We start from the raw sequence: 24,485 nt of genomic DNA on the forward strand, positions 1-24,485 counted from the left end.
CGTCGCCGCCGCGATGACGGCGGCCGCGACGGCCGTGTCGTTGCTCGCCGTGGCGGGCCCCGCCACGGCCGAGGACGCCGCGACGATCCCGGTCGCCCCCGACGGCGCCGTGGCCGCCGACCCGACGTACGACGGGCCGCAGGTCACCGAGGTCCGCGTGATCAACGAGGGCAAGTTCCTCGAGATCTCGTGGGACCGGTACGTCGACGAGACCGCGGCCGTGAGCCCCGAGAACGTCACGCTCACCCAGGGCGGCACGACCGTCGCCCTCACCGCGAAGCCCGCCACCGGGCCGACGGACACGATCTTCTTCGACAAGGACAACCGGCAGATCGCGGCGTCGGCGGCGAACAGCATGGCCCGCCTGCCCGAGGACCTGCACCTGGCGAGCATCGCCTACACCGGCACGCTCGACCCGGACGAGCCCCTCACCGTCACGGTGGAGGGGTCGCAGATCGAGGACGCGGAGGGCCGGCCCGCCCAGGACGCGACGTACACGGGCGTCCCGCGCCTCGACTACTACACGCAGTCCGTGACGACGGGTTCCGGGATCGTCGTCAAGGCGAACCCGCGCGTCGACCCGGCCACGCTCGACCTGGCCGCCGCGCAGGTGGACGTCCAGCTCGGCAAGGCCGACAACGGGATCGCGGCGCGGATGGCCGACTTCGGCTGCTCGCTCGCCGTGTACGCGGCGAGGGAGAACGCCTACCTCGTGCCCGAGCACCGCGGCGGCTACGACCCCGAGATGTACGACGTCGAGGGCTACGGCGGCAGCGAGTGGAACGGCTGCGTGTCGTCGATCTCCGAGCGCAACGTGCTGCGCACCCGCGGGAACGCGAACCCGTTCCTCAACACCGGCTACCCGAACGAGAACATCCTGGTGCACGAGTTCGGCCACGCCGTGCGGCTGGTGGGCATCGAGACGCTGGCGGACAAGAGCCTCTCCGACGAGCTGTACGCCGCCTACGAGAACTCGTGGACGACCGGCCGGTGGCCGAACACCTACGCGATCGGCAACATCGACGAGTACTTCGCGACCCTGTCGGCCATCTGGTTCGACGTGATGGCGGAGAAGCCGGACTGGACGGACGGCGTGCGCAGCCCGATCAACACGCGGGCCGAGCTGAAGGCCTACGACCCGCAGGCCTACGCGCTGTTCGCCAAGGTCTACCCCGCAGACCTCACGCTCCCCGCCCCGTGGGACGAGCCGGCGCCCGACGTCCACCACGGCGACCACACCCAGCTCCCGGAGCGGCCCGAGCGCGCCACCGCCGAGGACGTCGACTTCACCACCGACAGGTTCCGGATCGTCACCGACGGGATCGGCACCGAGTACCAGGTCGACCGGTACGCGGGCGACGCCGACCACCCCGAGCGCGACGTCGTCGTCTGGTCGAGGTGGGGCGACGGCGTGTGGTCGCTCGCCCCGGTCGGCGGCGGCGCGTACACGATCGCGGCGTCGGACGACTCGGGGTCGCTCGCCGCGGTCTCGGACAGCGAGGTCCGGTACGCCGGCGTCGAGGCGGACGCGGACGACCCACGGCAGCGGTGGACGTTCGTGCCGGACACGACCACCGACGCCGAGCCGTACGACGGGCACCTGGTCAACGGCGCGACCGGCGGCGCGCTCGACGTCGACGGCCGCACCACGTCGGGCGTCTCGCTCACCCTGTCCGACCCGTCCGACGCGACCCGGTGGCTGCTGGAGGACACGACGCGCACCGCGGCCCAGGGCGTCGGCGCCTACCTGCTGCCGGACGTGACGGCGCCGGAGCTCACGTCCGCGTGGGCGCACCCGAACCGGAAGTCCCTGACCCTCGCCGCGACGGACGACGCATCCGGCGTCGCGCTCGTGGAGTACCGCGTCGGCCGCGGCGAGTGGGTCACGTACCGGGGAGCGATCCCGATCGGCCCGCACGACCGCGTCGAGGCCCGTGCCACGGACCGCGCGGGGAACGTCTCAGAGGTCCTGGCGGTCACGCGACGCTGACGATACGACGACACGACACAGGTTGTGGGCGCTCGATCGGCGCTATCCCGCGAGGGAACAGCGCCGATCGAGCGCCCACAACTCGAAGGAGCGGTGCGGGTCAGCCGCGCTCGTGCGCGCCGATCATCGGCAGGCCGAAGGCCAGCCCGACGGCGAGGATGCCGCCGACGACCATGTACGGGTCCAGGGTCGGGTTGCCGCCGGAGGCGCCGGAGCCGAGCAGCACCAGGCCGCCCACGAAGAGCACGAGCGCGCCGAGGAATCGGCCGAGGACGGCTCCGGTGGGCTCGGACTTGACGCGGGGGTTGACCTGGAAGTCGCTCATGGTCCGAGGATAGGCCGACCACGGCGGGCGCGGCGAACGACCCCGGCGGCGCCCGTGCCTGTGCGACGCGCCGTGCCTATCGTCCGGGCATGGGGTACGCGACGAAGCACCTGACCACCGACACGTGGGACGACTTCGCGGCGCTCGTCGAGGCCCACCACGGCGTGTGGGGCGGGTGTTGGTGCATGGGGTTCCACCCGGAGGGCCTGCCCCGGGACGGCACGCCCGAGGGCAACCGCGCCGCCAAGCTCGCGCACACGCGCGCGGGCACGGTGCGACAGGTCCTCGTCTACGACGGGGACGCGTGCGTGGGCTGGTGCCAGTACGGCACCCCCGCCGAGCTGCCGAACATCCAGAACCGCGCGCGGTACGAGCAGGGAGCCGGCGAGCCCCCGACGTGGCGCATCGGCTGCATCTTCACGGCGGGGAAGCACCGGGGGCACGGGGTCGCCCGGGCAGCCGTCGGCGCGGCCCTGGACGCCATCGCGCACGCCGGAGGCGGGGTGGTCGAGGCGTACCCGGAGCAGACCGCCGACCGGCCGCCGCAGCGCGGGGCCTACCTCCACACCGGCCCGGAGGCGCTCTACGAGCAGCTCGGCTTCGTCCGCGACCGCCGGATCGCCAAGTGGCGCTGGGTGATGCGCGCCGACGTGCCCGCCGCCTGACCCGGCGGGCACGTCGACCGCTCAGCGTCGCACGCGGACGGTCAGCTCCTTGCTGCGGGTCTCGCCGGCGGCGTTGGTGAGGACCGCGACGTACCGGTGCGTGCCGGGTTCCCGGTCGGTGAGCACCGTCGCGGCGGACTGCGCCTCTCCCCCCGTGCCGGGCACCAGCTCCTGCCGGTCCACCTCGACGCCGTCCTCGTACAGCACGTAGCCGGTGGCCTGCGTGCCCCACCACTTGTGCATGGAGACCACGTAGTCGCCGTCGCCCGGCACCTCGTCGGAGGCGTTGTCGTGGGACAGGGTCGGCCTGCCCGGGTTCGCGTCGGTGACGCGCACCGTGTGCGGGCCGGCGCACGGCGTCGTCCCGGCCGCGTTGACGAGCTCGCACGTGTACTCGTACTCGCCGTTCGGCCTGCCCGTCACCGGGACAGCGACCCGCTGCGCGTCGGTGCCGCCGTGCGTGAGCTTCTCCGTGTGGATCAGCTCCCCGTCCTCGTAGAGCTTGAGGCTGGTGGCGTTCTCGCCCCACCACAGGTCGACGAGCACCCGGTAGTCGCCGTCGCGCAGGCCGGTGTCCCAGCCGTTGTCGTCGCTGATCCGCGCCGTGCCGGGCGCCCCGGCGGGCACCAGCACCTCGAGCGTGCCGACGACGCCGTTCACCTCGACCTCCACCGTGGCGCGGCCGGGCGCGACGGCGGTGGCCTCGTGCGTCGCGGGGTGGAGGGCCAGCACGGAGCCCTCCGGGGCGTCTTCGGGGACGCCCACGAACACCCGGTCTCCGCCCCAGCGGGACGAGACGGGCCACGCGACCGGGACCTCGCGGGTGCCGTCCTGCGTCAGCAGCGCGCTGACCTGCCCCGACGTGCCCACCGCGAGCTCCTCAGGGCCGCTCACGGCGACGCTCTCGGCGCGCGCCTCGACCTCCCAGGAGAACCAGCCGCCGTCGCCGGTGCCCTCGGCCGCCGGGTCGACGCCGACCATCGACCAGCCGGTGAACCCGCCGTCGGCGGGCGTGCTCGCCGGGCTCTTGCCGGAGTTCCCGTTGACGACGTACGGGATCCCGTCCGCCGTGGCAGCGTGGAAGACGCCCACGTGCGACCCGACGGACGCGACCTGCTTGCCCGACGTCTCGCGGAAGTCCTCGAACCAGCCGCGCAGCGTCTCCGCCTCCACCCGGTCGACGAGCTGGCTGGCCTTGGTGGGCAGCGGGTCGTCGAGCGGGTGGTGGAAGAAGGTCACGACGCCGGTCACGGCGTCGTCGGCGGCCGCGTCGTCCAGCGCGTCCCGCAGCGAGCGGAGCTGGGCGAAGTCGCTGCCCAGCCGCCCGGACGACGAGTCGAGCATGACCAGGCGCGTGGTGCCCGCGTCGCCGGGCACGTCGACGACGTGCGTGCGCTCGCCGAACTCGTCCTCGAAGTTCTCGATGGAGCCGCCCATGACCTCGTGGTTGCCGGGCAGGTAGTACCAGGGGAAGTCCGCGTCGGCGAGGCCCTCGTCGAGCACCTGGCGCGCGAGGTCGAAGTCGGCAGGCGACGCCTCGTCCACCAGGTCGCCGTTGATGACGAGCAGGTCCGGGTCGGCCGCGACGATCTCGGCCAGCGCCTGCTTCGCGCCCTGCACCGCCCCGGACCCCGGGTCGCGGGCGACGAACTGCGCGTCCGACATCACCGCGACGCGCAGCGGGGCGTCGTCCGTCGCGCCCTCGGCCACGACCACCGGGTCCTCGACCCGCTCCGCCTCCGGCGCCTCGACGTCCGGCGGCACCTGGGCCCGCAGGTCGGAGACGACGACCTCCCCCGTGTACTGCTCCGCGGCCCGCGTCTCGAGGAGGCGCAGGCGCTGCAGCGTGAGCGGGAACGCGACGCCCTCCGGGACGGTGACCTGCACCTGGCGCCAGCCCTCCCACGAGACGGTCGGGCCGTCGAGGTTGGTGACGACGCCGTCGCCCTGGCGCACCTGCAGCCGCAGCCACGCCCCGTTCCCGTCCCCGTGCACCCACGCCGTGAGCGTGCGGGGCTGCCCCGGCACCACGACGCCGCCGTCCGGCGCGACGGCGTACTGGCCGCGCGTCGCGGTGGAATGCGTGAAGTCGTAGGTGAGCCTCATCCCCGCCGCGCCCTCGTGGCCCTCGGCCGGGGCGACGGACCCGCCCGGGGCGCGGTCGTGGGCGGAGGTCCAGCGGTCGGCGTCGGCCAGGTCGGCCACGACGACGTCCTCGAGCGAGACCGCCACCGCGACCTCGACCCGCTCGTCGCCGACCGCGAGCGTGAACGTCGCGGCGCCGGAGCCCTGCAGCGCCCGGACCGTGAACGACCCGTCGGCCGCCGGCTCCAGCGCGGCGACGCCGTCGCCGCCCGTGACCTCGACGTCCCGCGCCTCGACCGGCGCCGAGTACCCGTCGGCGTCGTGCCCGACGACGGTGAGGGACGCGGTCGCGTCGGCGTCCGGGAGGGTGACGACCGGCTCGGGCACCGTGAGGCGCTCGAGGCGGCCGAGCACCGTGAGGTCCGCGGAGCCCGTCGCGACGCCGTCCGACGCGGGGGTCGCGGCGCGGACGGTCGCGGAGCCCGGCGCGACGCCGGTGACGACGCCCGCGCCCTCGTCGGTGCGGGCGACGGTCGCGACGGCCGCGTCGGTCGTGGTCCATCCGTCCGGCCGGGTGTCGACGGGGGCGCGGCTCTCGTCGTACCCCGCCGCGGTCAGGGTGCGGTGCAGGCCCGGGAAGACGCGCAGCGCGTCGCCGGCGGGCGCGTCGCCCGTGGGCACGGCCGCGCGGACGTCGAACGCGTGCACCTCGCCCGAGCCCTCGGGGGTGAACAGCCCGAGGCCGTTCGCGTCCAGGCGCTCGGCGCCGTCGGACGGGCTGTTCAGCACGCTGGTGCCCGAGTCGCCGGGCAGCCGCGCGACCATCGTCGTCGAGCCGCCGCCGTCGAGGTTGATCGCGTCGTCCGCGCCGAGCTGGCCGAGGAACCGGCCCAGCTCGGGCAGGGAGGCGCCCATGCTCTGCGCCTGGCGGCCGTCCACGACCACGAGGTACGCCGTCGCGCCGTCCGCGCTGAGGCCCACCGCGGTGCGCGGGTGGCGGAGCGTCGCGAAGTCGCTGGTGGACGACGTGACCTCGCCGTCCTCGAGCAGCCAGTCGTCGGGGTCGCCGCCGATGGCGGTGCGGAGCTCGCCGAGGTCGTCGCGCAGGCCGTAGGCGAGCGTGACCTCGTCGCCGGGCGACAGCGCCGCGAGGGCGTCGGCCGCGGCCCCCGGCCGGGCGACGACGGCGCGGACGCCGTCGGGCAGGCGGCCGGAGCCCGGCGCACCCACCGCGACCACCGTCCCGGGGGAACCGTCCGTGCCGCGGACCTGCACCTCCACGCCCTGCTCCCCCGCGCCGAGCGGCCGGGTGCGCGCGGCGTCTCCCCACGCGGCGTCGAAGACGGCGACGCCACCCGCCGGGACGGCGGTGACGTTGAGCCCGGCGACGGGCAGCTCGCGGGCGTCCGCGCCGGAGCCCAGCGTGACCGTGCCCTCGAGGAACAGCTCGGCGAGGCGCGCGACGCCCGACGAGTCGACGGTGAGCGCCTTCTCGCGGCCGGGGGCCGCGGACTTGAGCAGCGTGCCGTCGTCCACGGCCGCGCCGAGCGCGGCGCCGGAGTTGTTGATGTCGAAGAAGTCGCCGTTGATCGCGGCGACGGCGCCCCGGTCGGCGGCCATCTCGCTCACGGTCGCGTTGCCGGCGACGGCGTCGGGCCCGAGGTAGCCGAGCCGCGGCCCGTCGTCCCGGCCGAGGTGCGCGACGAGCACCTCGCCGCTCAGCCAGCCCTCGGCGGAGACCCGGGCGAACTCGGTGAGCTCCAGGCCCGGCGCGATCAGCCGCTCGGTGCGCTCGGTGACGATCGCGGCGCCCGCGTCGTCGAGGGGCAGGTCGGCGACGTCGTCCGTGACGTTCCCGGTGACGGCGCCGGTCGTCGCGGGCGCGACGCCGGCGGTGGCGACCGGCAGGTCGCGCGGGTCGTCCGGCGGCGCGGCCGCGGCGGCGCCCGCGGGCACCGCCATCGCCAGGCCGAGCAGGAGACCGACCCCCACAGGGACGGTGCGTCGGGCGCGGGGCAGGGCCCGGCGCTGTGCTCGGTGGTGTGCTCGGCTCATCGGGGGTCCTCCGCTGGTCGGGCCGGGACGTGCGCCGTCGCAGCGTCCCGCGACCAGGTTGCCACCAACTTTCACGATGTCAACCAGGAGGGAAACTTTTCACCGCCACGGGGCACCGGAACGCCGCCGCACGGCGCGCGACCGTCGTCGAGATCCGCCATGGTGGAACGCATGGACCGCCGACGCTCCACCCCCCGCCCCGCACCCCGACCCGCCCGTCGCACCCGCGTCCTCGCCGCGCTGGGCGCGGCGACGCTGACCGCGACGACCGCCCTGGTGGGCACCACCGCCGCGACGACCGCGAGCGCCCACCCGCGCGACGACGTGAAGGTGCCCACCGCCGTCGGCTACGGCGGCGCGATCAGCACCGTGGACCCGGAGGCGAGCCGGGTCGGCCTGGAGGTGCTGCGCAAGGGCGGCAACGCGGTCGACGCGGCGGTCGCGGCGGCCGCCGCGCTGGGGGTGACCGAGCCGTACAGCGCCGGCATCGGGGGCGGCGGGTACTTCGTGTACTACGACGCCGACAGCGGCGAGGTGCAGACGATCGACGGCCGCGAGACGGCTCCGGCGGAGATGCCGAACGACGCGTTCATCGACCCGGCCACCGGCCAGCCGTACCCGTTCACCCCGGACCTGGTGACCAGCGGCGTCTCGGTCGGCACGCCGGGCACGCCCGCCACCTGGCAGACGGCGCTGGACGAGTGGGGCACCTACTCCCTGAAGAAGGCGCTGAAGCCGGCGACGCAGCTGGCGCGCCGCGGCTTCGTCGTCGACCAGACGTTCCACGACCAGACGAAGAGCAACGCCGAGCGGTTCGCGGCGTTCCCCGCGACGGCGGAGCTCTACCTGCCGGGCGGGGAGCCGCCCGCCGTCGGCAGCGTGTTCCGCAACCGTGACCTGGCGGACACGTACGACCTGCTGGCGAAGCGCGGCACCGACGCGTTCTACGGCGGCCAGCTCGCGGCCGAGATGGTCGACGCCGTGCAGCGCCCGCAGACGTCGCCGGACACGGACCTGCCCGTGCCGCCCGGCTACCTCGACCTCGGCGACCTGGCCGGGTACGAGGCGCTGGTGCAGGACCCGACGGTGTCCGACTACCGCGACTACGACGTCTACGGCATGGCGCCGTCCTCCAGCGGCGGGTCCACGGTGGGCGAGGCGCTGAACATCCTCGAGACCTTCGACCTGTCGGGGATGGACGACGCCGCCTACCTGCACCACTACCTCGAGGCGAGCGCCCTCGCGTTCGCCGACCGCGGCGCGTACGTCGGCGACCCGACGTTCGTCGACGTCCCCCTGGACACCCTGCTGTCGGACGACTTCGCCGCCGAGCGCGCGTGCCTGCTCGACCCGGAGGCGGCGGCGACGAAGCCCGTCGCGCCCGGGGACGTCGAGGCCGACGACGCGGCGTGCGGCGAGACGATCGCCCCCGCCGACTCCGACACGGAGAACGTCTCCACGACCAACCTCACCGTGGTGGACGGCGACGGGAACGTCGTCGAGTACACGCTGACGATCGAGCAGACCGGCGGCTCGGGGATGCTCGTGCCGGACCGCGGCTTCCTGCTGAACAACGAGCTCACCGACTTCTCGACCGTGTGGCGGGCGGACGACCCGAACCGCATCGAGCCGGGCAAGCGGCCGCGGTCGTCGATGTCGCCGACGATCGTGCTGCGCGACGGCGACCCGGTCCTGGCGCTCGGCTCCCCCGGCGGCTCCACGATCATCACGACCGTGCTGCAGACGCTCACCAACCACCTCGACCGGGGCATGCCGATCGGCGACGCGCTCGCCGCCCCGCGCGCCGCGCAGCGCAACACGGCGTCCGTCACCGCGGAGCCGGAGTTCATCGCCGCGTACGGTCCCGGGCTGGAGGCGTACGGGCACACGCTCGTGCCGTCGGGCGACCAGTTCACGTCCGCCGCGGAGATCGGCGCCGCGACCGCCGTGCAGATCGGCGACGACGGCCTGCTCACCGCCGTCTCCGAGCCGCGCCGCCGCGGCGGCGGCGCGGCCATGGTGGTGGAGCCCGCCGACCGGTGACGGGCGACCGCCCGTCCGCGCCGTTCTTCACGGTCGGGCACTCGAACCGCGCCCTCGCCGAGTTCGTCGACCTGCTCCACGGCTCCGGGATCGAGCTGGTCGTGGACGTCCGCCGGCTGCCGGGCTCGGCGCGGTACCCCTGGTTCGACGAGGACGCGCTGCGGCGGTCCCTCCGTGCCGAGGGGATCGACCTCCACCGGGCCGCCGGTCTTGCGGGCCGGCGCCCGGCGAGCCGCGACGTCCCGCCGGAGGTGAACGGGTGGTGGGAGAACCGGAGCTTCCACCACTACGCCGACCACGCGCTCTCGGACGAGTTCCGGCGGGCCCTCTCCGAGCTGCGCGAGCAGGGACGCACGCGGCGGCTGGCCGTCATGTGCGCCGAGGCCGTGTGGTGGCGGTGCCACCGGCGCATCGTCGCCGACCACCTCCTGGCCCGGGGAGAGGCCGTGCGGCACGTCCTCGCGCAGGGCCGGGTCGAGGACGCGCGGCTGAGCGCCGGGGCCGTCGTCGGTGCCGGCGGCGAGGTCACGTACCCGGCGTCGGGCCCGTGAGCACCCGCGACGGGACGGCGTCGAGGACGGCGGGCAGGTCGGCGACGCTGTCGAGGACGTGCGTGTGCGGTGCGGCCTCCAGCACGGTGCGCGGCACGCCCCCGCTGAGCACGCCGACGACGAGCGCGGCACCGGCGTTCGTCCCGGCCTCGAGGTCGAGCACGGTGTCGCCCGCGGTGAGCACGCGGGCGACGTCGGTGACGCCCGTGCGCTCCATCGCCCGGTGCACCATGTACGGCGCAGGGCGGCCGGCGGGCACGTCGTCGGTGGTCACGACCGCGTCCACGACGCCCTCCGTCCAGCCCAGCCGGTCGAGCAGGAGGCCCGTGACGTCGGCGGAGAAGCCGGTCGTCAGGGCGATGCGCGCACCCCGTGCCCGGAGGTCGGCGAACGTGTCGAGCACGCCCGGCATCGCGACCGGCGGGGTGGCGTCGTAGGCCTCGCGCAGCAGGCGCTCGAAGTCGGCGAACGCCGGCTCGACGGCGGACGGGTCGCCGCCGAGCGCCAGCAGGGCGCGGATGGCGGTGCGCTTGTCGGCGCCCATCCAGCGGGCGACGTCGGCGACGTCCGCGGTGCTGCCGTGCCGGCGCACGGCGTCGTGCAGCGCGCGGTAGACGGCGCCGCCCTCCTCCACGGTCGTGCCGGCGACGTCGAACGCGGCGAGCTCGATGCGGGCGGGGTCGTGCAGGGTGGTGTCGTTCAGTGCGGGGTCGTTCACGGTGCTTCCTTCCGGTGGGTGGTCGTGGTGGAGGCGGCTCAGGCGGTGACGCCGGCCCGGTCGAGGACGTCGGCGGCGAGGCCGAGCCCGGTGGTCATGCCGATGCCGGTGGTGACGGCGGCGACGTGCACGCCGGACTCCGGCTCGGCGACGAGGAACTCCCGCCCCGGGGCCGTGACGTAGGTGCCCTGCCAGCGCTCGACGACGCGGAGGCCGTCGGCCTGGGCGCCGAACAGGTCGCGGCCGAGGCGCAGGAGCACGTCGAACCCCTCCTCGTCCTGGAACACGGGCGCGTCGTCCGCGCGCAGGTGGGTGTCCCCGAGGAGCAGCGTGTCGCCCTGCGGGGTCGCCATGAGGTTGACGTCCCAGCGCGCCCCCGCCGGGTCGGCCGCGGCGAGCTCGGCCGCGACGTCGGGCGCCGACGGGCAGGCCGCGAACGCCGCGTACCGCACCATCGACCAGCCGGTGAGCAGCGGGGTCGCGAGGCCGGGCGCCGCGCGCGGGCCCTCGGGGCGCACGCGCAGCATGTGCAGCCGGCAGCGCCGCAGCCCGATCTCCTCGGCCAGGTCCGGCAGCAGGCGGTCGAGGTCGTGGTGCGCGGCGACCACGACGACGTCCGCCTCCTCGACGCCGCGGGTCGTGACGACGCGGCCGGGCGCGACGGCGCGGGCGGCGGTGCGCCAGCGGAACGTCACGCCCTGCGCCTCCAGCCAGCGGGCCAGGGCGGGCGCCGCGGCCCGCGGGTCGACGAGCAGGTCGAGCGGCAGGTGCGCGCCCCCGACGACCGGTTCCGGGCGCACGGGGACGGCCGCCCGCGTCGCGGCGGCGTCCAGGAGGCGCACCTCGTCGGCCCCGCGCTCGTCCGCGAGCTCGCCGAGCAGCCGCAGCTCGGCGGCGGTGCGGGCCACGACGTGCGTGCCGACGGGCGCGACGTCGAACCCGGCCGCGGCCCCGAGGGCCAGCCAGCGCCCGCGGGCGGCGAGCGCGTACCGGCGCGCGTCCCCGGCCTGCGCCGTCGTGCACACGTGCCCGAAGTTCTGCACCGAGGAGCCGACGACGCCCGCCGCCTGCTCGACCACCGTCACCCGGTAGCCGCGCCGGTGCGCCTCCGCGGCCGCGCCGAGGCCCACCACCCCGGCGCCCACCACCACGACGCGGCGGCCGGTCGACGCGGACGGACCAGGGGACGGGACGGGGGTCGGGAGCGTCGGGCTCGTCGTCGCGCCCGTCGTCGTTCCCGTCGTCGAGCCGGTCACGGGGTCCCTCCGGGGATCGGGTCGTTCACCGCACGGCCACCTGGGGCCGGTACGGTCCGGGCGTGAACAGCGAGAAGGGGCCGTCGGCCCGGATCGTGCGCGTGCTCGCGGACGAGCTCGCGGGCCTGCCGTCCGGCACGCGCGTCGCCTCCGAGGCGGAGGTGGGCCGCCGGTTCGGCGTCGGGCGCGCGGCGGCCCGCGCCGCGCTGGGCGAGCTGGAGCGTCGGATGCTCGTGAGCCGCATCCAGGGCCTGGGCACGTTCACGCGCCGTCGCGTCGACTACCTCGTGGCGCCGGGGCGCGCGCCGTCGTGGAGCCGGACGCTGCGCGAGGCGGGCGCGTCGCCGCGCACGGTCGTGCTGGCCTGCGACGACGTCCCCCTGCCCGACGACGTCACCGCCGCGCTGGAGGTCCCCGCCGGCACCCGCGGCTTCCGCCTGGTGCGGCGGTCGCACATCGACGAGATGCCGGCGGCGTGGGGCGTCGAGTGGCTCGCCCACGAGCTCGTGCCCGAGCTGCCCGCCGCGCTGCGGCTCGAGGAGTCCCTCGACACGATCCTGCGCGAGTCGGCCAGCACCCACCCCGAGCGGGCGTGGACGCGGGCCAGCATGGAACCCGCGCCCGAGGAGGCGAGCGACGGCCTCGGCTGCCGGCCGGGCGACCCGGCGTGGCTGATGGTGAGCCTCGCCCGCGACGGCGCCGACGGGCGGCCGCTGCTGTTCACCGAGCGGTGGGTGCGCGCCGACGCCGTGCGCGTCGTCCTGGAGCTGGGGCAGGGCCGGGACGGCTGAGCCGAGGCCGCCCGTCACGACGCTCGTCCCGATGCCCGTCACGGCGCCACCGCCGCGCGGGGCGCGGTGCCGGCCGGCCCGGTGAGGAGCGCGGCGACGTCGACCAGCGGCGCGGCGGGCGTGACGAGCTCGCCCCAGGGCACGTCGTCCCGGGTCCGGTCCAGCAGTCGCAGCGCCGCGCGCAGGTGGCGCGGCTCGTAGTTGTGCACGCCGGTCACGGTGAGCCAGCCGCGCACCACGCGCTCCGGATCGAGCGGCACGGCGGGCGACGGCGCGACGGAGCCGACGAGCACGAGCCGCCCGCCGACGTCGAGCGCGTCGAGGCAGCGGGCCACGGCCGGGCTCGCGCCGGACAGCTCGATCGCGACGTCGACCGGCCCGACCGCTCCCTCCGTCCCGAGGGTCGCGGCGGCGCCGAAGCGCGCCGCGAGGTCGCGTCGCCCGGGGTCGGGGTCGGTGACCACGACCTCCGCCGCCCCGGCGTCCCGCGCGGCGACGACGGCGGCCACGCCGAGCATCCCCGCCCCGCTGACGAGCACGCGACGGCCCGCCAGCGGGCCCGCGGCCTCGACCGCCGCCATGACGGTCGCCGTCGCGCACCCGGCCGGGGCGGCGAGCGCGTCGGGCACGGTGACGGGCACCCGGGCGATCGTGGCGCCCGCCGGCAGGACGACGTGCCGGGCGTAGGTGCCGGACAGCGGCCAGCCCGAGTCGAAGGCCTCGTGCCCCACCTTCCGCACCGACCGGCACTTCGCGGTGCGGCCGTCGCGGCAGCGGTCGCACTCGCCGCACGCGACCGTCACCCCCCAGACGACCCGGTCGCCCGCGCAGAGCGCGCCGCCGTCGTCGCCGACCGCGCCGCCGGGGCCGACCTCGACGATCTCCCCCACGGCCTCGTGCCCGAGGACGGACGGCGACGGCGACGGGCGCCGCCCGGAGACGGTGTGCCGGTCGCTGCCGCACACGGTGGCGAGGAGCACGCGGACGAGCACCTGCCCCGGCCCGAGTGCGGGGAGCGGGACGTCGACGAGGCGGACGGCGTCGCCGCCCTCCCACAGCGCGACGGTGGTCAGGACAGCTGAGCGCGGATCCACCCGGAGAGCCTCTCGATGAGCAGGACGACGACGAACACGAGCAGGACGATCCCGCCCGCCACCTGGAAGTGGAGGGTGCGGACGGCCTCGAAGAGCAGGAAGCCGACCCCGCCGGCACCGACGATCCCGAGGATTGTCGAGGTGCGGATGTTGACGTCCAGGAGGTACAGGCCCGACCCGACGATCCCGGGCATGGCCTGGGGCAGCACGGCGGAGCACAGGACCTTCCACCAGCCGCCGCCCACGGAGCGCACGGCCTCGGCGGGCCCGGCCGGGATCTCCTCGACGGCGTCCGCGACGAGCTTGCCGAGGAAGCCGATCGACCCGATGCCGAGCGCGACGGCGCCCGCGACCGGCCCCAGCCCGACGGCGGCGACGAACACCACGGCGAGGATCAGCTCGGGGATCGCGCGGACCACGAGGATCGCGGTGCGCGCGGCGCCGTACACCAGGGGGTGCGGCGCCACGTTGCGCGCGGCGAGCAGCCCCAGCGGGAGGGACAGCACGACGCCGATGCCGGTGGCCGACAGGCCGATGGCGAGCGTCTGGAGCAGCGCCGCCCACAGCGCGGGACCCAGCGTGGTGAGGTCGGGCGGGAACGTCCGCCCCGCCACGGCGAGCAGGTCCGGGACCGAGGTGACGAGCGCGAGCGGGTCGATGCCGAGGCGCACGAACGACACGACGAGCAGCACGGCGGCCGCGCCGCCGACCGCGAGGCGCACCGCGCGGTCCCGCCCGTACCGGGGGTTGCGGGGCGCGAGGAGCGGGCGGCGGATCGCGACGGACAGCAGCTCCATGCCCGCCACCAGCACGAGGATCACCAGCACGATCCCCATCGCCTTGGGGTAGACGAGGCCGCGCAGCGCGTCCTGCAGGGCGAAGCCGATGCCGCCCGCGCCGACGAAGCCGAGCACGACGGACGTGCGGAGGTTGATGTCCACGCGGTAGACGAACGCCGACACCCACGCGGGCACGACCTGCGGGACGACGCCGTTGAGGAGCTCGCGCACGCGGCCGACTCCGACGGCGCGCACCGCCTCGCGCGGGCCCTCGTCGGCGCCCTCGATCGCGTCGGCGAACAGCTTGCCGAGCATGCCCACGGAGTGCAGGGCGAGGGCGAGCACGCCGGGCAGCACGCCGAGGCCGAGGGCCCGGACGAACAGCACGGCGAACACGAGGTCCGGCACGGCGCGGCAGAACGTGATGATCCCGCGCGCGACGGCGGCCACGGCGGGGTGCGGGGTCGTGGTGCGCGCCGCGAGGAACGCCAGGGGCACGGACAGCAGCGTCGCGAGCACCGTGCCGAGGAAGGCCATGAGCACCGTGTCGAGCGCGAGCGTCGCGATCCGGGCCGGGTCCGACAGCTCCGGCGGCACCATCCGGCCGAGCAGGTTCGCCACGTCCTCGCCGCCCGCGACGAGCGTCGGCAGGTCGAGGCCGATCGCCGACGACGCGGCCAGCGCGAGGAGGACGGAGCCCCCGGCGAGCCAGTGCAGGACCCGGCGCCGACCGTCGACGGGCGGCCGCAGCGGGGCGCCGCCGGACGGCGGTGCCGGGACCGGCGCCGGCGACGTCTTCCGGGGCGGCGCCTGGGTGGGCGCCGTCATGCCGCCACCGCCGCGGGCTCCACCCGCCGGTAGGTGGCCATCGCCTCGTCCTTGGTGAGGCCCGCCGCGGGCCGGTCGAGCACCTTCTCGCCCTGCCGCAGCCCGACGAGGCGGTCGGCCCAGCCGAGCGCGAGGTCGACCTGGTGCAGGGTGCAGAGCACGGTCAGCCCCTCCTCCGCGCAGACGCGCACGAGCAGGTCCATGACCGTGCCGGCGTTCTCCGGGTCGAGGGAGGCGACCGGCTCGTCGGCGAGCACGACCTGCGGGCGCTGCATCAGCGTCCGGGCCAGCGCGACGCGCTGCTGCTGCCCGCCCGACAGGGTGTCCGCCCGCTGGTAGGCCTGGTCGGCGAGCCCGACGCGGTCGATGTGCGCCATCGCCTCCGCCCGCATCCGGCGCGAGTAGGTCGACACGCCGTAGCGCGGGCCGCGCACGCGGCCCAGGCCGCCGATGAGCACGTTCTCGAGGCAGGTGAGGCGCCCCACGAGGTTGAACTGCTGGAACACGAAGCCCACCTCGGTGCGCAGGTGCCGCAGCTCCCGCGCCGACGCGCGGTCCACGCGGGTGCCGGCCACCGTGACGTCGCCCGCCGTCGGCCGGTGCAGGCCGTTGAGGCAGCGCAGCAGCGTCGACTTGCCCGACCCGGAGAGCCCCAGCAGCACGACGAGCTCGCCCTGCCGCACGTCGAGGTCCACCCCGCCGAGCGCCGTCGTCCCGTCGAACTCCTTGCGCAGGCCGCGCACGCGCACCAAGGGCTCGCCGGTGCCGAGGTCGGTGGTGGTGCCGGTGCCGATGCCGGTGGTCGTCGGCACGATCAGCCCTCCTCGCACTTGTCGGACTTGGTGATGGCGCAGACCTCGCGGGTGCCGTCGTAGTCCGAGTCCTGCGCGGGCACGAAGCCCCACGCGTCCTCGTCGGTGAGGAGGCACTCGCCGTCGCAGTAGCCCTGCTCGCGCAGGTAGTCGGAGTTCGCCTTCTCGGTGAGCAGCGTCGCGAGCTTCTGGTTCACCTCGTCGCCGAGGGCGTCGTTGCCGACGAAGAGCGAGCCGGAGATCGTCTCCGACTTCCAGACCTCCTTGAGGTCGCCCTCGGCGAGGTCGCCCGCCGCCGGGAGCGTCTCCTCGACCATCGACTGCATCGCGAAGCCGACCTCGCAGTCCCCCGAGGCGACGGCCAGCGCCGACGCGTCGTGGCCGCCCGCGTACACGGGCTCGACGCCGGCCGCCACGTCCTGCTCCGTGCCCGACTCGATGACGCCCGCGTCGATCAGCCCGGCCGACGGGTACAGGAAGCCCGACGTCGAACCCGGGTCCACGAAGCAGACCGTCTTGCCCGCGAAGTCCTCCAGGCCGTCCACGGCGTCGTTGTCGCCCTGGGTGATGCCGAGGGAGAAGTAGCCGGGCTCGGCGCCCTTCTCCGCGACGACCGACGCGAGCGGGGTGACGGCGGCGTTGTTGTGCGTCGCGAGGACGTACGCGAACGAGCCGAGGAAGGCGACGTCGACCTTGTCGGCGATGAGGCCCTCGATGACGCCCGCGTAGTCGGACGCCTGGCTCACCTCGACCTGCGCGCCCGTCTCCTCCTCGAGCATCGCGATGATCGGGTCGTAGCCCTCGGCGAGGTTCGTGGAGTTCTCCGCCGGGATGGCGCCGAGCCGCAGCACCTCCGGGAAGCCCTGCTCGGTGGTGCCGCCGCCCGCGGACGCCGTGCCCAGCGACCCGCAGCCGGCGAGCGTGAGGGCCGCGGCGCCGGCGAGCGCCACGGCGGCGAAGGTGGTCCTGGTGGTCTTCATGTCGTCTCCGGTCGTGGGCTCTGCGCGTGGGCGCCGACCCCCGGCGCCGTCCAGGAGTCTGGGAGCCCGCGACGACCGGCCGGCCCCGGGAAGATGAACCCCGGGTGAAGCCTCGTTAACCGTCTCGCCAGGTCGTCCGGACAAGATGCGCCCGTGTTCACCTCGCTCCCCGCCGCGACCGACAGGCCCTGGACCCTCGGCGCCCCGCCCGCGGAGTGGTCGCTCGCCGGCGTCCGCGCCGTCCTGCCCGACCGGGTGGTGGACGACGCCCGCCTCGTCGTGCACGACGGCCGCGTGGCGGAGGTGGGCGAGCGGCCGCCGGGGTTCCGCGCGGACGTCGACGGCGGCGGGGCCCTGCTGCTGCCCGGGCTGGTCGACGTGCACACCGACGTCCTGGCGCACGAGCGGCGGCCGCGGCCGGGCGCGGACCTGCCGCTCGACCTCGCGGTGCGGACCGCGACCGACCGGCTCGCCGCGGGCGGGGTCCTCACCGCGTTCCACGGCGTGGCCTTCGGCGAGCGCACCCCGGTCGGGCTGGTCGCCGGCGACCCCGGGCCCGGCCCGCTGCTGTCGGCGCTGCGCGACCCGGTCGCCGTCGACGCGGGCGCGCGGGTGCTGTACCGGGTCGACGTGCGCTGCCTGACCGGGCTCGCGGACCTCGAGGCGGCGCTCGCCGGCGACGCCGGGGACGTCCCTCCGCTGGTGTCGCACGAGGACCACACCCCCGGCATCGGGCAGTACGCCGACCCGGCCACGATGGAGCGCTTCCTCGTCGAGCGCGAGGGCATGAGCCCGCCGGACGCGCACGCGCACGTGGCCGCCTGGCGCGCCGAGCGCGAGGGCCGCGCTGACGTCGCGGCGGCCGCCCTCGAGCGGCTCGGCGGGTGGGCCCGCGCGGGACGGATCCGCCTCGCCGGGCACGACCCCGAGACCCGCGCCGACGTCGAGGCCCTGGCGGCCCGCGGCGGCGCCGTCGCGGAGTTCCCTACCACCGTGGAGGCGGCGCTCGCGGCCCGGGAGCTGGGGCTGCACGTCGTGGCGGGCGGGCCCAACGCCGTCCGCGGCTCGTCCCACGCGGCCAACGTCTCGGCGCGCGAGCTCGTGGCCCGCGGCCTGGTCGACGCGCTGGCCTCCGACTACGTGCCGTCGTCCCTGCTCACGGCTGTCGAGGTGCTCGTCCGCGAGCGGCTGACCGACCTGCCGGGCGCCGTCCGGCTCGTCACCTCGGGCCCCGCGCGCGCCGCGGGGCTCGACGACCGTGGCGCGCTCGTGCCCGGGGCGCGGGCCGACGTCCTGCTCGTCCGGCACGCCGGGCGGTGGCCCACCGTCGTCGCCGCCCTGCACGCCTGACGGCGCGGCGCTCCCGCGTCGCGAGAGGATGGGCCCGTGTCCGGCGACCTCCTCCCCCTCGTCCTCGGCGTCGTGTTCTTCGGCGGCTTCCTGGTCTACCTCGTGTCGCTCTTCGTCCGCGACGCCCGCATCGACGGCCGCGGTCGGCCCGCCACCGCGCTGGTTGTCGCCGCCCGGCCGACGGCCGCCCGGAGCGGGGACGCCCAGGTCGTCGAGTTCACACTGCGGTTCACCGACCCGCAGACGGGCGTCGAGCACACGGTCGTCCACCGCGACGCCCCCGGCGAGTTCCGCGCGCCCCGCGTGCAGCCCGGCATGACCGTCCCGGTGAAGTTCCTGCCCGAGAAGCCCACCACGCTCCAGTTCGACTGGAAGGCAGTGGACGGTAGCGCGGCGGCCGGGTGAGGTGGCAAGCCTCCTCGTGGCTCGCCGTCAGCGCGTCGCCGCCTCCAGCAGCTCCAGCACGTGCACGTAGTCGCGGCCGGTGGCGCGGGCCATGCCCATCTCGCAGGTGCGGTTGTTGGAGACGTAGGCGTCATACCGGACGCCGGGCAACGCCCGCTCCCCCGCCGCGACGTCGGTGGCCTCGGCGTGCGTGGCGGCGGCGGTGAGCTCGGGGTGGAGCATGCCGCGGTCGCCGGCGAAGCCGCAGCAACCCCACGCGGCGGGCACGACGACGTCGTCGGCGACGGCGGCCGCCACGGCGCGCAGGTCGTCCACGGCGCCCAGGTGCACGGTCGCGCAGGTGGGGTGCACGACGACGCTCCCCTGCCGCTCGACGGCCACGCCGCGATCCGCGAGCGCCGGCAGCACGTCGGTGCGCACGAACGTCACGGCGTCGACGATCCGCAGCCGCGCGAACCGCTCGGCGTCCTCCCCGGAGAGGTGGTGCGGCGTCTCGACCAGGCCGTGCGTGCAGCTCGACGCGTCGCACACGACCGGCAGCTCCCCGCCGCGCGTCGCCGTCCACAGGGCGTCGAGCACCCGCCGCGCCATCCGCGCCGCGCCGTCCGGCAGCCCCTTGCTCGCCCACGGCGTGCCGCAGCACAGCCCGCCGATGCCCTCGGGCACGGCGAGACCGATGCCGGCGCGCTCGCACAGCGCGCGGAGGGCGGACGCCGCACCGAGCGCGCTGCCGTCGACGTCCGGCAGACCGCGCGGGGCGGGGGCGAACAGCTCGCCCATGCAGGAGGCGAACAGCACCGCCCGCGGCTCTCCCGCACCGACGCCGTCGACCTGGCGCCGCGGCCCCGGGCCGGGCAGGTCGTCGTCGACCCGGGGCACGACGTCGGTCCCGACGACGCCGCGCGCCACCTCCGAGGCGACGCGCACGACCGGCGTCGGCACCTGCTGCACCACGCCGAGCGCGCCGCGCAGCACGTTCACGACGGGCCCCCACGCCCCGGCGACCGCCTCCCCGCCCTTCTGCACGACGGCCGGGTTCGACCGCGCCCGATGCCCCTTCATCACGATGCCGGTGTCGATGCCGACGGGGCACGCCTCGACGCACATGGAGTCGGCGGCGCAGGTCTGCACGCCCCAGTACCGGTACGCCTGCTGCAGCTCCTCCCGCTCGCCCTCCGGGGCGACGGCGAGCTCCTTGAGCAGGGCGATGCGCTGCCGCGGCGTCGTCGTCACGGTGCGCGACGGGCAGCCCGGCTCGCAGTAGCCGCACTCCACGCAGCGGTCCACCAGCGGCGCGTCCTCGCCGCCGGCGGACGCCTCGACCTTGAGGTCGCGCAGGTGCTCGCGCGGGTCGTCGGTGAGGAGGACCCCCGGGTTGAGCAGCCCGCGCGGGTCGCACAGGCTCTTGATCTCGCGCATGACGCCGTACAGGTCGTCGCCGTACTGGCGGCGCACGAACGGCGCCATGATGCGGCCGGTGCCGTGCTCGGCCTTGAGCGAGCCGCCGCGGTCCAGGATCAGGTCGACGAGGTCGTCGCTGAAGGCCGCGTACCGGTCCAGCTCCGCCGCGTCGCCCAGGCGCGGCGTGATCATGAAGTGCAGGTTGCCGTCCTTGGCGTGGCCGAACGTCACGGCGTCCTCGTACCCGTGGCGGGCGAACAGCCCACCCAGGTCGCGCACCGTGCCGGTGAGGTCCGGGACCGGGACGACGACGTCCTCCAGCAGCGCCGTCGCGCCGGCCGGGCGCGCGCCCGCCACCGCCGTGTACAGGCCCTTGCGCACGCGCCACAGGCGCTCGCGCGTGGCGGGGTCCGTGGTGAGCGTGGCAGGGAGCTCGAGGGCGAGGCCGTCGACGACGGCGCGCGCGGCGTCCTGCAGGGGCGCCAGGGCGTCGTCGGTGGCGGCGCGGTACTCCACGAGCAGCGCCGTCTGGCCCGTGATCCCCGCGCCGCGGGCGAGCGAGCGCATCGACGGGTCGGCCTTCGGGTCGGCCGCCGCGACGCGCAACGACGCCGCGTCCATGAGCTCGATCGCCTCGGGGCCGGACGCGCCCAGCGGCACCAGCGCGTCGGTGGCCCGCTCGAGCGAGTCGAAGACGAGGAGCGTCGTCGCGACCCGCGCCAGCAGCGGCACCGTGCGGAAGGTGACGTCCGCGACCCAGCCCAGCGTGCCCTCCGAGCCGATCATCAGGTGCTCGAGGATCTTCACCGGGCCGTCGTGGTCGAGCAGGGCGTTGACCGAGTAGCCCATGGTGTTCTTCATCGCGAACTGCCGCTCCACCTCGGCGCGCATCGTCGCGCTGCCGCGCACCCGGTCGCGCAGCTCGGCCAGGCCGCGGTGCAGGTCGGGCTCGAGGGCGGCGAGCCGCGGGTCGGCGTCCGGCGCCCCCGTATCGACGACGGTGCCGCTGGGCAGCACCACCGTCATCGCCTCGACCGTCCGGTACGCGGTGCGCGTCGTGCCCGACGACATCCCGGAGGAGTTGTTGGCCACCACTCCCCCGACGGTGCACGCGATCTCGCTGGCCGGGTCCGGTCCGAGGCGGCGCCCGTGCCGGGCCAGGTGCCCGTTGACCAGCCGCAACGTCGCGCCCGGCTGGCAGCGCACCCGCTCCCCGCCGTCCAGCACCTCGACGCGCGTGAACCGCGTGCGCGTGTCGACCAGCATCCCCGCGCCCGACGCCTGCCCCGACAGGCTCGTGCCGCCGGAGCGGAAAGTCACCGGCAGGCCGCGCCGGCTCGCCTCCCGCATCGCGGCGACCACGCCGTCGACGTCGTGCGCCCGCACCACGACTTCCGGGCGCAGCAGGTAGTGCGACGCGTCGTGCGCGTGCGCCACCCGCGTCAGCAGGTCCGTCCGCAGCTCGAAGCCGTCGGTGCCGCCGGTGCCGTCGGTGGTGCCCGCCGCCCCGCGCGTCGTACGCCGTCCCGTCATCGCCCCTCCTGCGTGCCGAGCCCTGCGGCCAGCGCCGCCAGCCGTCGTCGCCGCGCCTCGACGCTCGACGCCCGCCCACCGTGGACGCGGTTCGTCAGCAGCACCGCCGTCGCCCCCGTGGCGAGGTCGACGACGAACGACGTCCCCGTGAACCCCGCATGCCCCACCTGGTCCGCGGACACCATGAACCCGGGGTCGCCGCGCCGCAGCCCGAGCGCCTGCCCCCACGGCGCGCCGGCGCGCCCGGCGACGTCGTCGGGCTCGACGAGCGCGCGCCACGACGCCTCGCTCACGACCTGCCGTCCCCCCGCGGCCCCGCGGTCGGCGACCAGCGCCGCCAGCCGCGCGACGTCGTCGAGCGTGCCGAACAGCCCGGCGTTCCCCACCGGGCGGGCCGCCGCCGCGGCCAGCTCGTCGTGCACGCGGCCCGTCGGGGTGCCCGCCTCGGTGGGGGCGGCGTCGGCGACGTCGACGACGTCGACGGGCGACCACCGCAGGCCGGCCGCCCCGAGCGGCGCCCCCACCCGCTGCGCCACCATGCGGTCGAGCCGCTCGCCGGCCAGCTCCTCCAGGAGCAGGCCGAGCGTGACGAAGCTCAGGCAGGAGTAGGCGTGCGCCGCCCCCGGCGGCGCGGCCGGCGGGCCGAGGGCGTCGGCGAGCACGGCGCCCGGGTCGGTCGCGCTGCGCCAGGCGAGGGAGGTGGGGCGCAGCCCGGCGGTGTGCGTGAGCAGGTGGCGCGCTGTCGCGCCGGTCGACGTCGCGGGCACGTCGAGCACCTCGCGGGCCGGGGCGTCGAGGTCGAGCAGGCCGTCGTCGACGAGCGTCGCCGCGGTGACGGCCACGAAGGCCTTGGTCACCGACGCGAGGTCGAAGCGGGTCGCCGCACCCGTCGGCGCCGGGCCCGTCGGCTCCCCGGCGCCGTCCGGCCCGTCGGCGAACGCCCGCTCCGTGCCCGCCGGCGTCGCGACGAGCGCCGCCGCGCACGACCACCCCTCGTCGTCGGCGCGGCCGGCGAGCGGGCCGGCGGCCTGCGCGAGGTGCGGCACGGTGCGCTCCGTCCTCCGGGGTCGGCGCCGACCCCGGTGCTGGCAGATTTCTCCCTACCGTACTAGCGGTACGGCACAAGTCTTCGGCCCGTGGCCGCCTCCGTCAGAGCGCGGAGATGCCGTCGCCGATCATCGTGGCGCCGATGACGAGCAGCAGCACGGCCATGATCACGGCGTTGTTGGTGACCATCCAGGTCTTCAGCCCGTCGAGCACGTGGGCGGCGCGCTCCCCCATCGACAGGTAGATCACCAGCGGGGTCACGACGCCGGCGCTCGCGATCAGCGCGAAGACGACGGCGGCCACGACCTGGGCGTTCGTGTCGCCCGGGGCGGCCGCGGCGATGGCGGCACCGCCGGAGACGACGAGCAGCAGGTTCTTCGGGTTGACCGCGGACAGCAGGACGGCGAGCCCGAGGGCCTTGCCCGGCGTGAACTGGTCGACGGCCGCCATCCACGACGGCGTCTCCGGCTCGACGCCGTCGCGCGGCCGGCCCCGCCACTGCTTCACCGCGAGCAGCAGGAGCAGCACGCCGAGCACGATCTTGACGACGCTCGCCCAGGCGGGCGGGCCGTCGTCGTCCGGCACGGACGACCCCGCCAGCACGGCGACCAGCGCGACGACGACCAGGACGGCCACGAACCAGCCGACCAGGAAGGCGGCGGCGTTGGCCTTCGCGCGCCGGCTGACGAGCATCAGCACCACCGCGACGATCGGCAGGGGGCTGATGAGCACGCCCACGGCCACGGGCAGGGACTGACCGATCGCTGCGCCCACCTGTGCTCCTCCGTCCGGCGATGGTCCGAACCTAGGCGCGGGCGGGCGACGTCGCCCGGCGAGGCGTCAGCGCGCGGTGTCGACCCGGTCGTGCAGGACGGCGTCGAGCGCCTCGACGATCCGGACGTCGCCGTCCAGCCAGTCGACGTCGAGCAGCGTCGTCCGGTCCAGCCAGCGCAGGTCGTCGTGCTCGACGAGGGGCCGCGGGTCGCCGTCGGTGACGACCGCCAGCCAGAGCCGCAGCACGTGCCGGTCGGTGATGATCCACGCGCCGTCGTCGGGGCCGGGCAGCTCGTCGCCGAGCTCGACCCGCACGCCCAGCTCCTCGCGCAGCTCGCGGTGCAGCGCCTCGAGCGGCGTCTCCCCCGGGTCCACCTTGCCGCCCGGGAACTCCCACCGGCCCACGAGGTGCTCGGGCCGGCTCCGCCGGGCGGCGAGCAGGCGCGCCGGGCGGTCGAGGTCGTCGACGATCGCGGCGGCGACCACGAGGCGGCGTGCTGTCATGACCGCGAGTCTGCCATCCGGGCCCCGCCGGGCCGGTGCGGTGACCGGTGCCCGGACGTGCGAGAGCCCCGCGCCGACGACCTCCCCTGTCGTCGGGCGGGGCTCGCACCTGTGGTTGTCAGCCGACTCCCAGCCCGGCCTGTCGCGCCCATGCGACGGCCTCGGCCCGGTTGGAGACACCGATCTTGCGGTACACGCTGCGCACCTGCGACTTCACCGTGTTCCTGGTGACGAACAGCTTGGTCGCGATCTGCTCGAGGGTGACGTCCTCGGACAGGTTGGACAGGACCACCCGCTCGCGGCGGGTCAACAGGCGATTCGTCACCGGGGCCATTTCGATCGTGCTCATCGTTCTTCCTCCGTCGACGGCCGCCGACCGAAGGTCGACCAGGGGAAGCCGTCATGGAAGAAGATGTCTCCGGCCCCCGGTCATGACGCGAAATCTCTCGGATCGCTGCCGCGCCGGGACGACGACGGCCGGCCGCGCCCCGTCGAAGGG

Annotated in this window: 20 protein-coding genes; 7 read left to right on the top strand and 13 right to left on the bottom strand. The window is 75.9% G+C overall.

Annotated features, from left to right (window positions below; genetic code table 11):
- A partial coding sequence (locus ACFUVW_RS07995) for an OmpL47-type beta-barrel domain-containing protein (RefSeq protein ID WP_430570797.1) occupies positions 1–1,990 on the top strand: 1,990 nt, incomplete at its 5' end.
- A gap of 100 nt (positions 1,991–2,090) precedes the next feature.
- Here the strand turns inward: ACFUVW_RS07995 and ACFUVW_RS08000 are convergent.
- Positions 2,091–2,315, bottom strand: coding sequence for a hypothetical protein (locus ACFUVW_RS08000; protein WP_430570798.1), 225 nt, complete (start codon positions 2,313–2,315; stop codon positions 2,091–2,093).
- A gap of 89 nt (positions 2,316–2,404) precedes the next feature.
- Between ACFUVW_RS08000 and ACFUVW_RS08005 the strand changes: the two genes are divergently transcribed.
- On the top strand, positions 2,405–2,980 hold the full coding sequence (locus ACFUVW_RS08005; RefSeq protein WP_430570799.1) for a GNAT family N-acetyltransferase: 576 nt from the start codon (positions 2,405–2,407) through the stop codon (positions 2,978–2,980).
- 21 nt (positions 2,981–3,001) lie between these two features.
- On the opposite strand, the gene ACFUVW_RS08010 is transcribed toward ACFUVW_RS08005, so the two are convergent.
- On the bottom strand, positions 3,002–7,120 hold the full coding sequence (locus ACFUVW_RS08010; RefSeq protein WP_430570800.1) for a phosphodiester glycosidase family protein: 4,119 nt from the start codon (positions 7,118–7,120) through the stop codon (positions 3,002–3,004).
- Between the two features lie 171 nt (positions 7,121–7,291).
- Here ACFUVW_RS08010 and ggt point away from each other — a divergent pair, with 171 nt between their 5' ends.
- Both ggt and ACFUVW_RS08020 read left to right on the top strand, forming a co-directional pair.
- Positions 7,292–9,163, top strand: a complete 1,872-nt coding sequence (ggt, locus tag ACFUVW_RS08015) for a gamma-glutamyltransferase (protein ID WP_430570801.1) — start codon at positions 7,292–7,294, stop codon at positions 9,161–9,163.
- On the top strand, positions 9,160–9,714 hold the full coding sequence (locus ACFUVW_RS08020; RefSeq protein ID WP_430570802.1) for a DUF488 family protein: 555 nt from the start codon (positions 9,160–9,162) through the stop codon (positions 9,712–9,714). The genes ggt and ACFUVW_RS08020 overlap by 4 nt, the downstream gene beginning before the upstream one ends.
- Here the strand turns inward: ACFUVW_RS08020 and ACFUVW_RS08025 are convergent.
- Both ACFUVW_RS08025 and ACFUVW_RS08030 read right to left on the bottom strand, forming a co-directional pair.
- The gene (locus ACFUVW_RS08025; protein ID WP_430570803.1) at positions 9,689–10,432 is read right to left on the bottom strand and encodes a phosphonatase-like hydrolase; all 744 of its coding nucleotides are present in this window, start codon (positions 10,430–10,432) and stop codon (positions 9,689–9,691) included. The two genes, ACFUVW_RS08020 and ACFUVW_RS08025, sit on opposite strands and share 26 nt — an antisense overlap.
- Before the next feature lie 38 nt (positions 10,433–10,470).
- On the bottom strand, positions 10,471–11,688 hold the full coding sequence (locus ACFUVW_RS08030; RefSeq protein ID WP_430570804.1) for a TIGR03364 family FAD-dependent oxidoreductase: 1,218 nt from the start codon (positions 11,686–11,688) through the stop codon (positions 10,471–10,473).
- A 62-nt stretch (positions 11,689–11,750) separates the two neighbouring features.
- On the opposite strand from ACFUVW_RS08030, the gene ACFUVW_RS08035 reads away from it, so the two are divergent.
- Positions 11,751–12,479: a GntR family transcriptional regulator gene (locus ACFUVW_RS08035; protein ID WP_430570805.1), complete on the top strand. Its 729-nt coding sequence runs from the start codon at positions 11,751–11,753 to the stop codon at positions 12,477–12,479.
- Between the two features lie 38 nt (positions 12,480–12,517).
- On the opposite strand, the gene ACFUVW_RS08040 is transcribed toward ACFUVW_RS08035, so the two are convergent.
- Genes ACFUVW_RS08040 through ACFUVW_RS08055 form a run of 4 tightly spaced genes read right to left on the bottom strand, consistent with a single transcriptional unit; the run spans position 12,518 to position 16,972 of the window.
- Positions 12,518–13,573: a zinc-binding dehydrogenase gene (locus tag ACFUVW_RS08040; protein WP_430570806.1), complete on the bottom strand. Its 1,056-nt coding sequence runs from the start codon at positions 13,571–13,573 to the stop codon at positions 12,518–12,520.
- Entirely contained in the window at positions 13,549–15,180 is a 1,632-nt protein-coding gene (phnE, locus tag ACFUVW_RS08045) for a phosphonate ABC transporter, permease protein PhnE (protein WP_430570807.1), read from the bottom strand. The genes ACFUVW_RS08040 and phnE overlap by 25 nt, the downstream gene beginning before the upstream one ends.
- Positions 15,177–15,992 (bottom strand): phosphonate ABC transporter ATP-binding protein, encoded by an 816-nt coding sequence (gene phnC, locus ACFUVW_RS08050; RefSeq protein WP_430570808.1) that lies wholly within the window; start codon positions 15,990–15,992, stop codon positions 15,177–15,179. Before phnC ends, phnE begins: the two co-directional genes overlap by 4 nt.
- 2 nt (positions 15,993–15,994) lie before the next feature.
- Positions 15,995–16,972: a phosphate/phosphite/phosphonate ABC transporter substrate-binding protein gene (locus ACFUVW_RS08055; RefSeq protein WP_430570809.1), complete on the bottom strand. Its 978-nt coding sequence runs from the start codon at positions 16,970–16,972 to the stop codon at positions 15,995–15,997.
- Between the two features lie 153 nt (positions 16,973–17,125).
- On the opposite strand from ACFUVW_RS08055, the gene ACFUVW_RS08060 reads away from it, so the two are divergent.
- Both ACFUVW_RS08060 and ACFUVW_RS08065 read left to right on the top strand, forming a co-directional pair.
- Positions 17,126–18,322: an alpha-D-ribose 1-methylphosphonate 5-triphosphate diphosphatase gene (locus tag ACFUVW_RS08060; RefSeq protein ID WP_430570810.1), complete on the top strand. Its 1,197-nt coding sequence runs from the start codon at positions 17,126–17,128 to the stop codon at positions 18,320–18,322.
- Between the two features lie 36 nt (positions 18,323–18,358).
- Positions 18,359–18,727 carry a DUF3592 domain-containing protein gene (locus ACFUVW_RS08065; protein WP_430570811.1) on the top strand — a complete coding sequence of 123 codons (369 nt, stop codon included), beginning with the start codon at positions 18,359–18,361 and terminating at the stop codon, positions 18,725–18,727.
- Between the two features lie 27 nt (positions 18,728–18,754).
- Here the strand turns inward: ACFUVW_RS08065 and ACFUVW_RS08070 are convergent, their stop codons facing one another.
- The 5 genes from ACFUVW_RS08070 to ACFUVW_RS08090 all read right to left on the bottom strand — a co-directional run bounded on the left by ACFUVW_RS08070 (position 18,755) and on the right by ACFUVW_RS08090 (position 24,335).
- Positions 18,755–21,661 (bottom strand): FAD-binding and (Fe-S)-binding domain-containing protein, encoded by a 2,907-nt coding sequence (locus ACFUVW_RS08070; RefSeq protein ID WP_430570812.1) that lies wholly within the window; start codon positions 21,659–21,661, stop codon positions 18,755–18,757.
- Positions 21,658–22,707: a serine hydrolase domain-containing protein gene (locus tag ACFUVW_RS08075; protein ID WP_430570813.1), complete on the bottom strand. Its 1,050-nt coding sequence runs from the start codon at positions 22,705–22,707 to the stop codon at positions 21,658–21,660. Before ACFUVW_RS08075 ends, ACFUVW_RS08070 begins: the two co-directional genes overlap by 4 nt.
- A 103-nt stretch (positions 22,708–22,810) precedes the next feature.
- Positions 22,811–23,482 carry a GAP family protein gene (locus ACFUVW_RS08080; protein WP_430570814.1) on the bottom strand — a complete coding sequence of 224 codons (672 nt, stop codon included), beginning with the start codon at positions 23,480–23,482 and terminating at the stop codon, positions 22,811–22,813.
- Positions 23,483–23,548: 66 nt separating this feature from the next.
- Positions 23,549–23,986, bottom strand: a complete 438-nt coding sequence (locus ACFUVW_RS08085) for a (deoxy)nucleoside triphosphate pyrophosphohydrolase (RefSeq protein WP_430570815.1) — start codon at positions 23,984–23,986, stop codon at positions 23,549–23,551.
- Positions 23,987–24,104: 118 nt separating this feature from the next.
- Positions 24,105–24,335, bottom strand: a complete 231-nt coding sequence (locus ACFUVW_RS08090; protein ID WP_429731230.1) for a helix-turn-helix domain-containing protein — start codon at positions 24,333–24,335, stop codon at positions 24,105–24,107.
- Between the last annotated feature and the right edge of the window lie 150 nt (positions 24,336–24,485).

The organism is Isoptericola sp. NPDC057391, assembly GCF_042668085.1.
Classification (GTDB): domain Bacteria; phylum Actinomycetota; class Actinomycetes; order Actinomycetales; family Cellulomonadaceae; genus Isoptericola.

Bases quoted from the DNA above. Each gene is read 5' to 3' on its own strand.
- ACFUVW_RS08070 (WP_430570812.1), bottom strand. From the start codon at position 21,661: ATGACGGGACGGCGTACGACGCGCGGGGCGGCGGGCACCACCGACGGC.
- phnE (WP_430570807.1), bottom strand. From the start codon at position 15,180: ATGACGGCGCCCACCCAGGCGCCGCCCCGGAAGACGTCGCCGGCGCCG.
- ACFUVW_RS08000 (WP_430570798.1), bottom strand. From the start codon at position 2,315: ATGAGCGACTTCCAGGTCAACCCCCGCGTCAAGTCCGAGCCCACCGGA.
- ACFUVW_RS08010 (WP_430570800.1), bottom strand. From the start codon at position 7,120: ATGAGCCGAGCACACCACCGAGCACAGCGCCGGGCCCTGCCCCGCGCC.
- ggt (WP_430570801.1), top strand. From the start codon at position 7,292: ATGGACCGCCGACGCTCCACCCCCCGCCCCGCACCCCGACCCGCCCGT.
- ACFUVW_RS08005 (WP_430570799.1), top strand. From the start codon at position 2,405: ATGGGGTACGCGACGAAGCACCTGACCACCGACACGTGGGACGACTTC.
- ACFUVW_RS08055 (WP_430570809.1), bottom strand. From the start codon at position 16,972: ATGAAGACCACCAGGACCACCTTCGCCGCCGTGGCGCTCGCCGGCGCC.
- ACFUVW_RS08090 (WP_429731230.1), bottom strand. From the start codon at position 24,335: ATGAGCACGATCGAAATGGCCCCGGTGACGAATCGCCTGTTGACCCGC.
- ACFUVW_RS08085 (WP_430570815.1), bottom strand. From the start codon at position 23,986: ATGACAGCACGCCGCCTCGTGGTCGCCGCCGCGATCGTCGACGACCTC.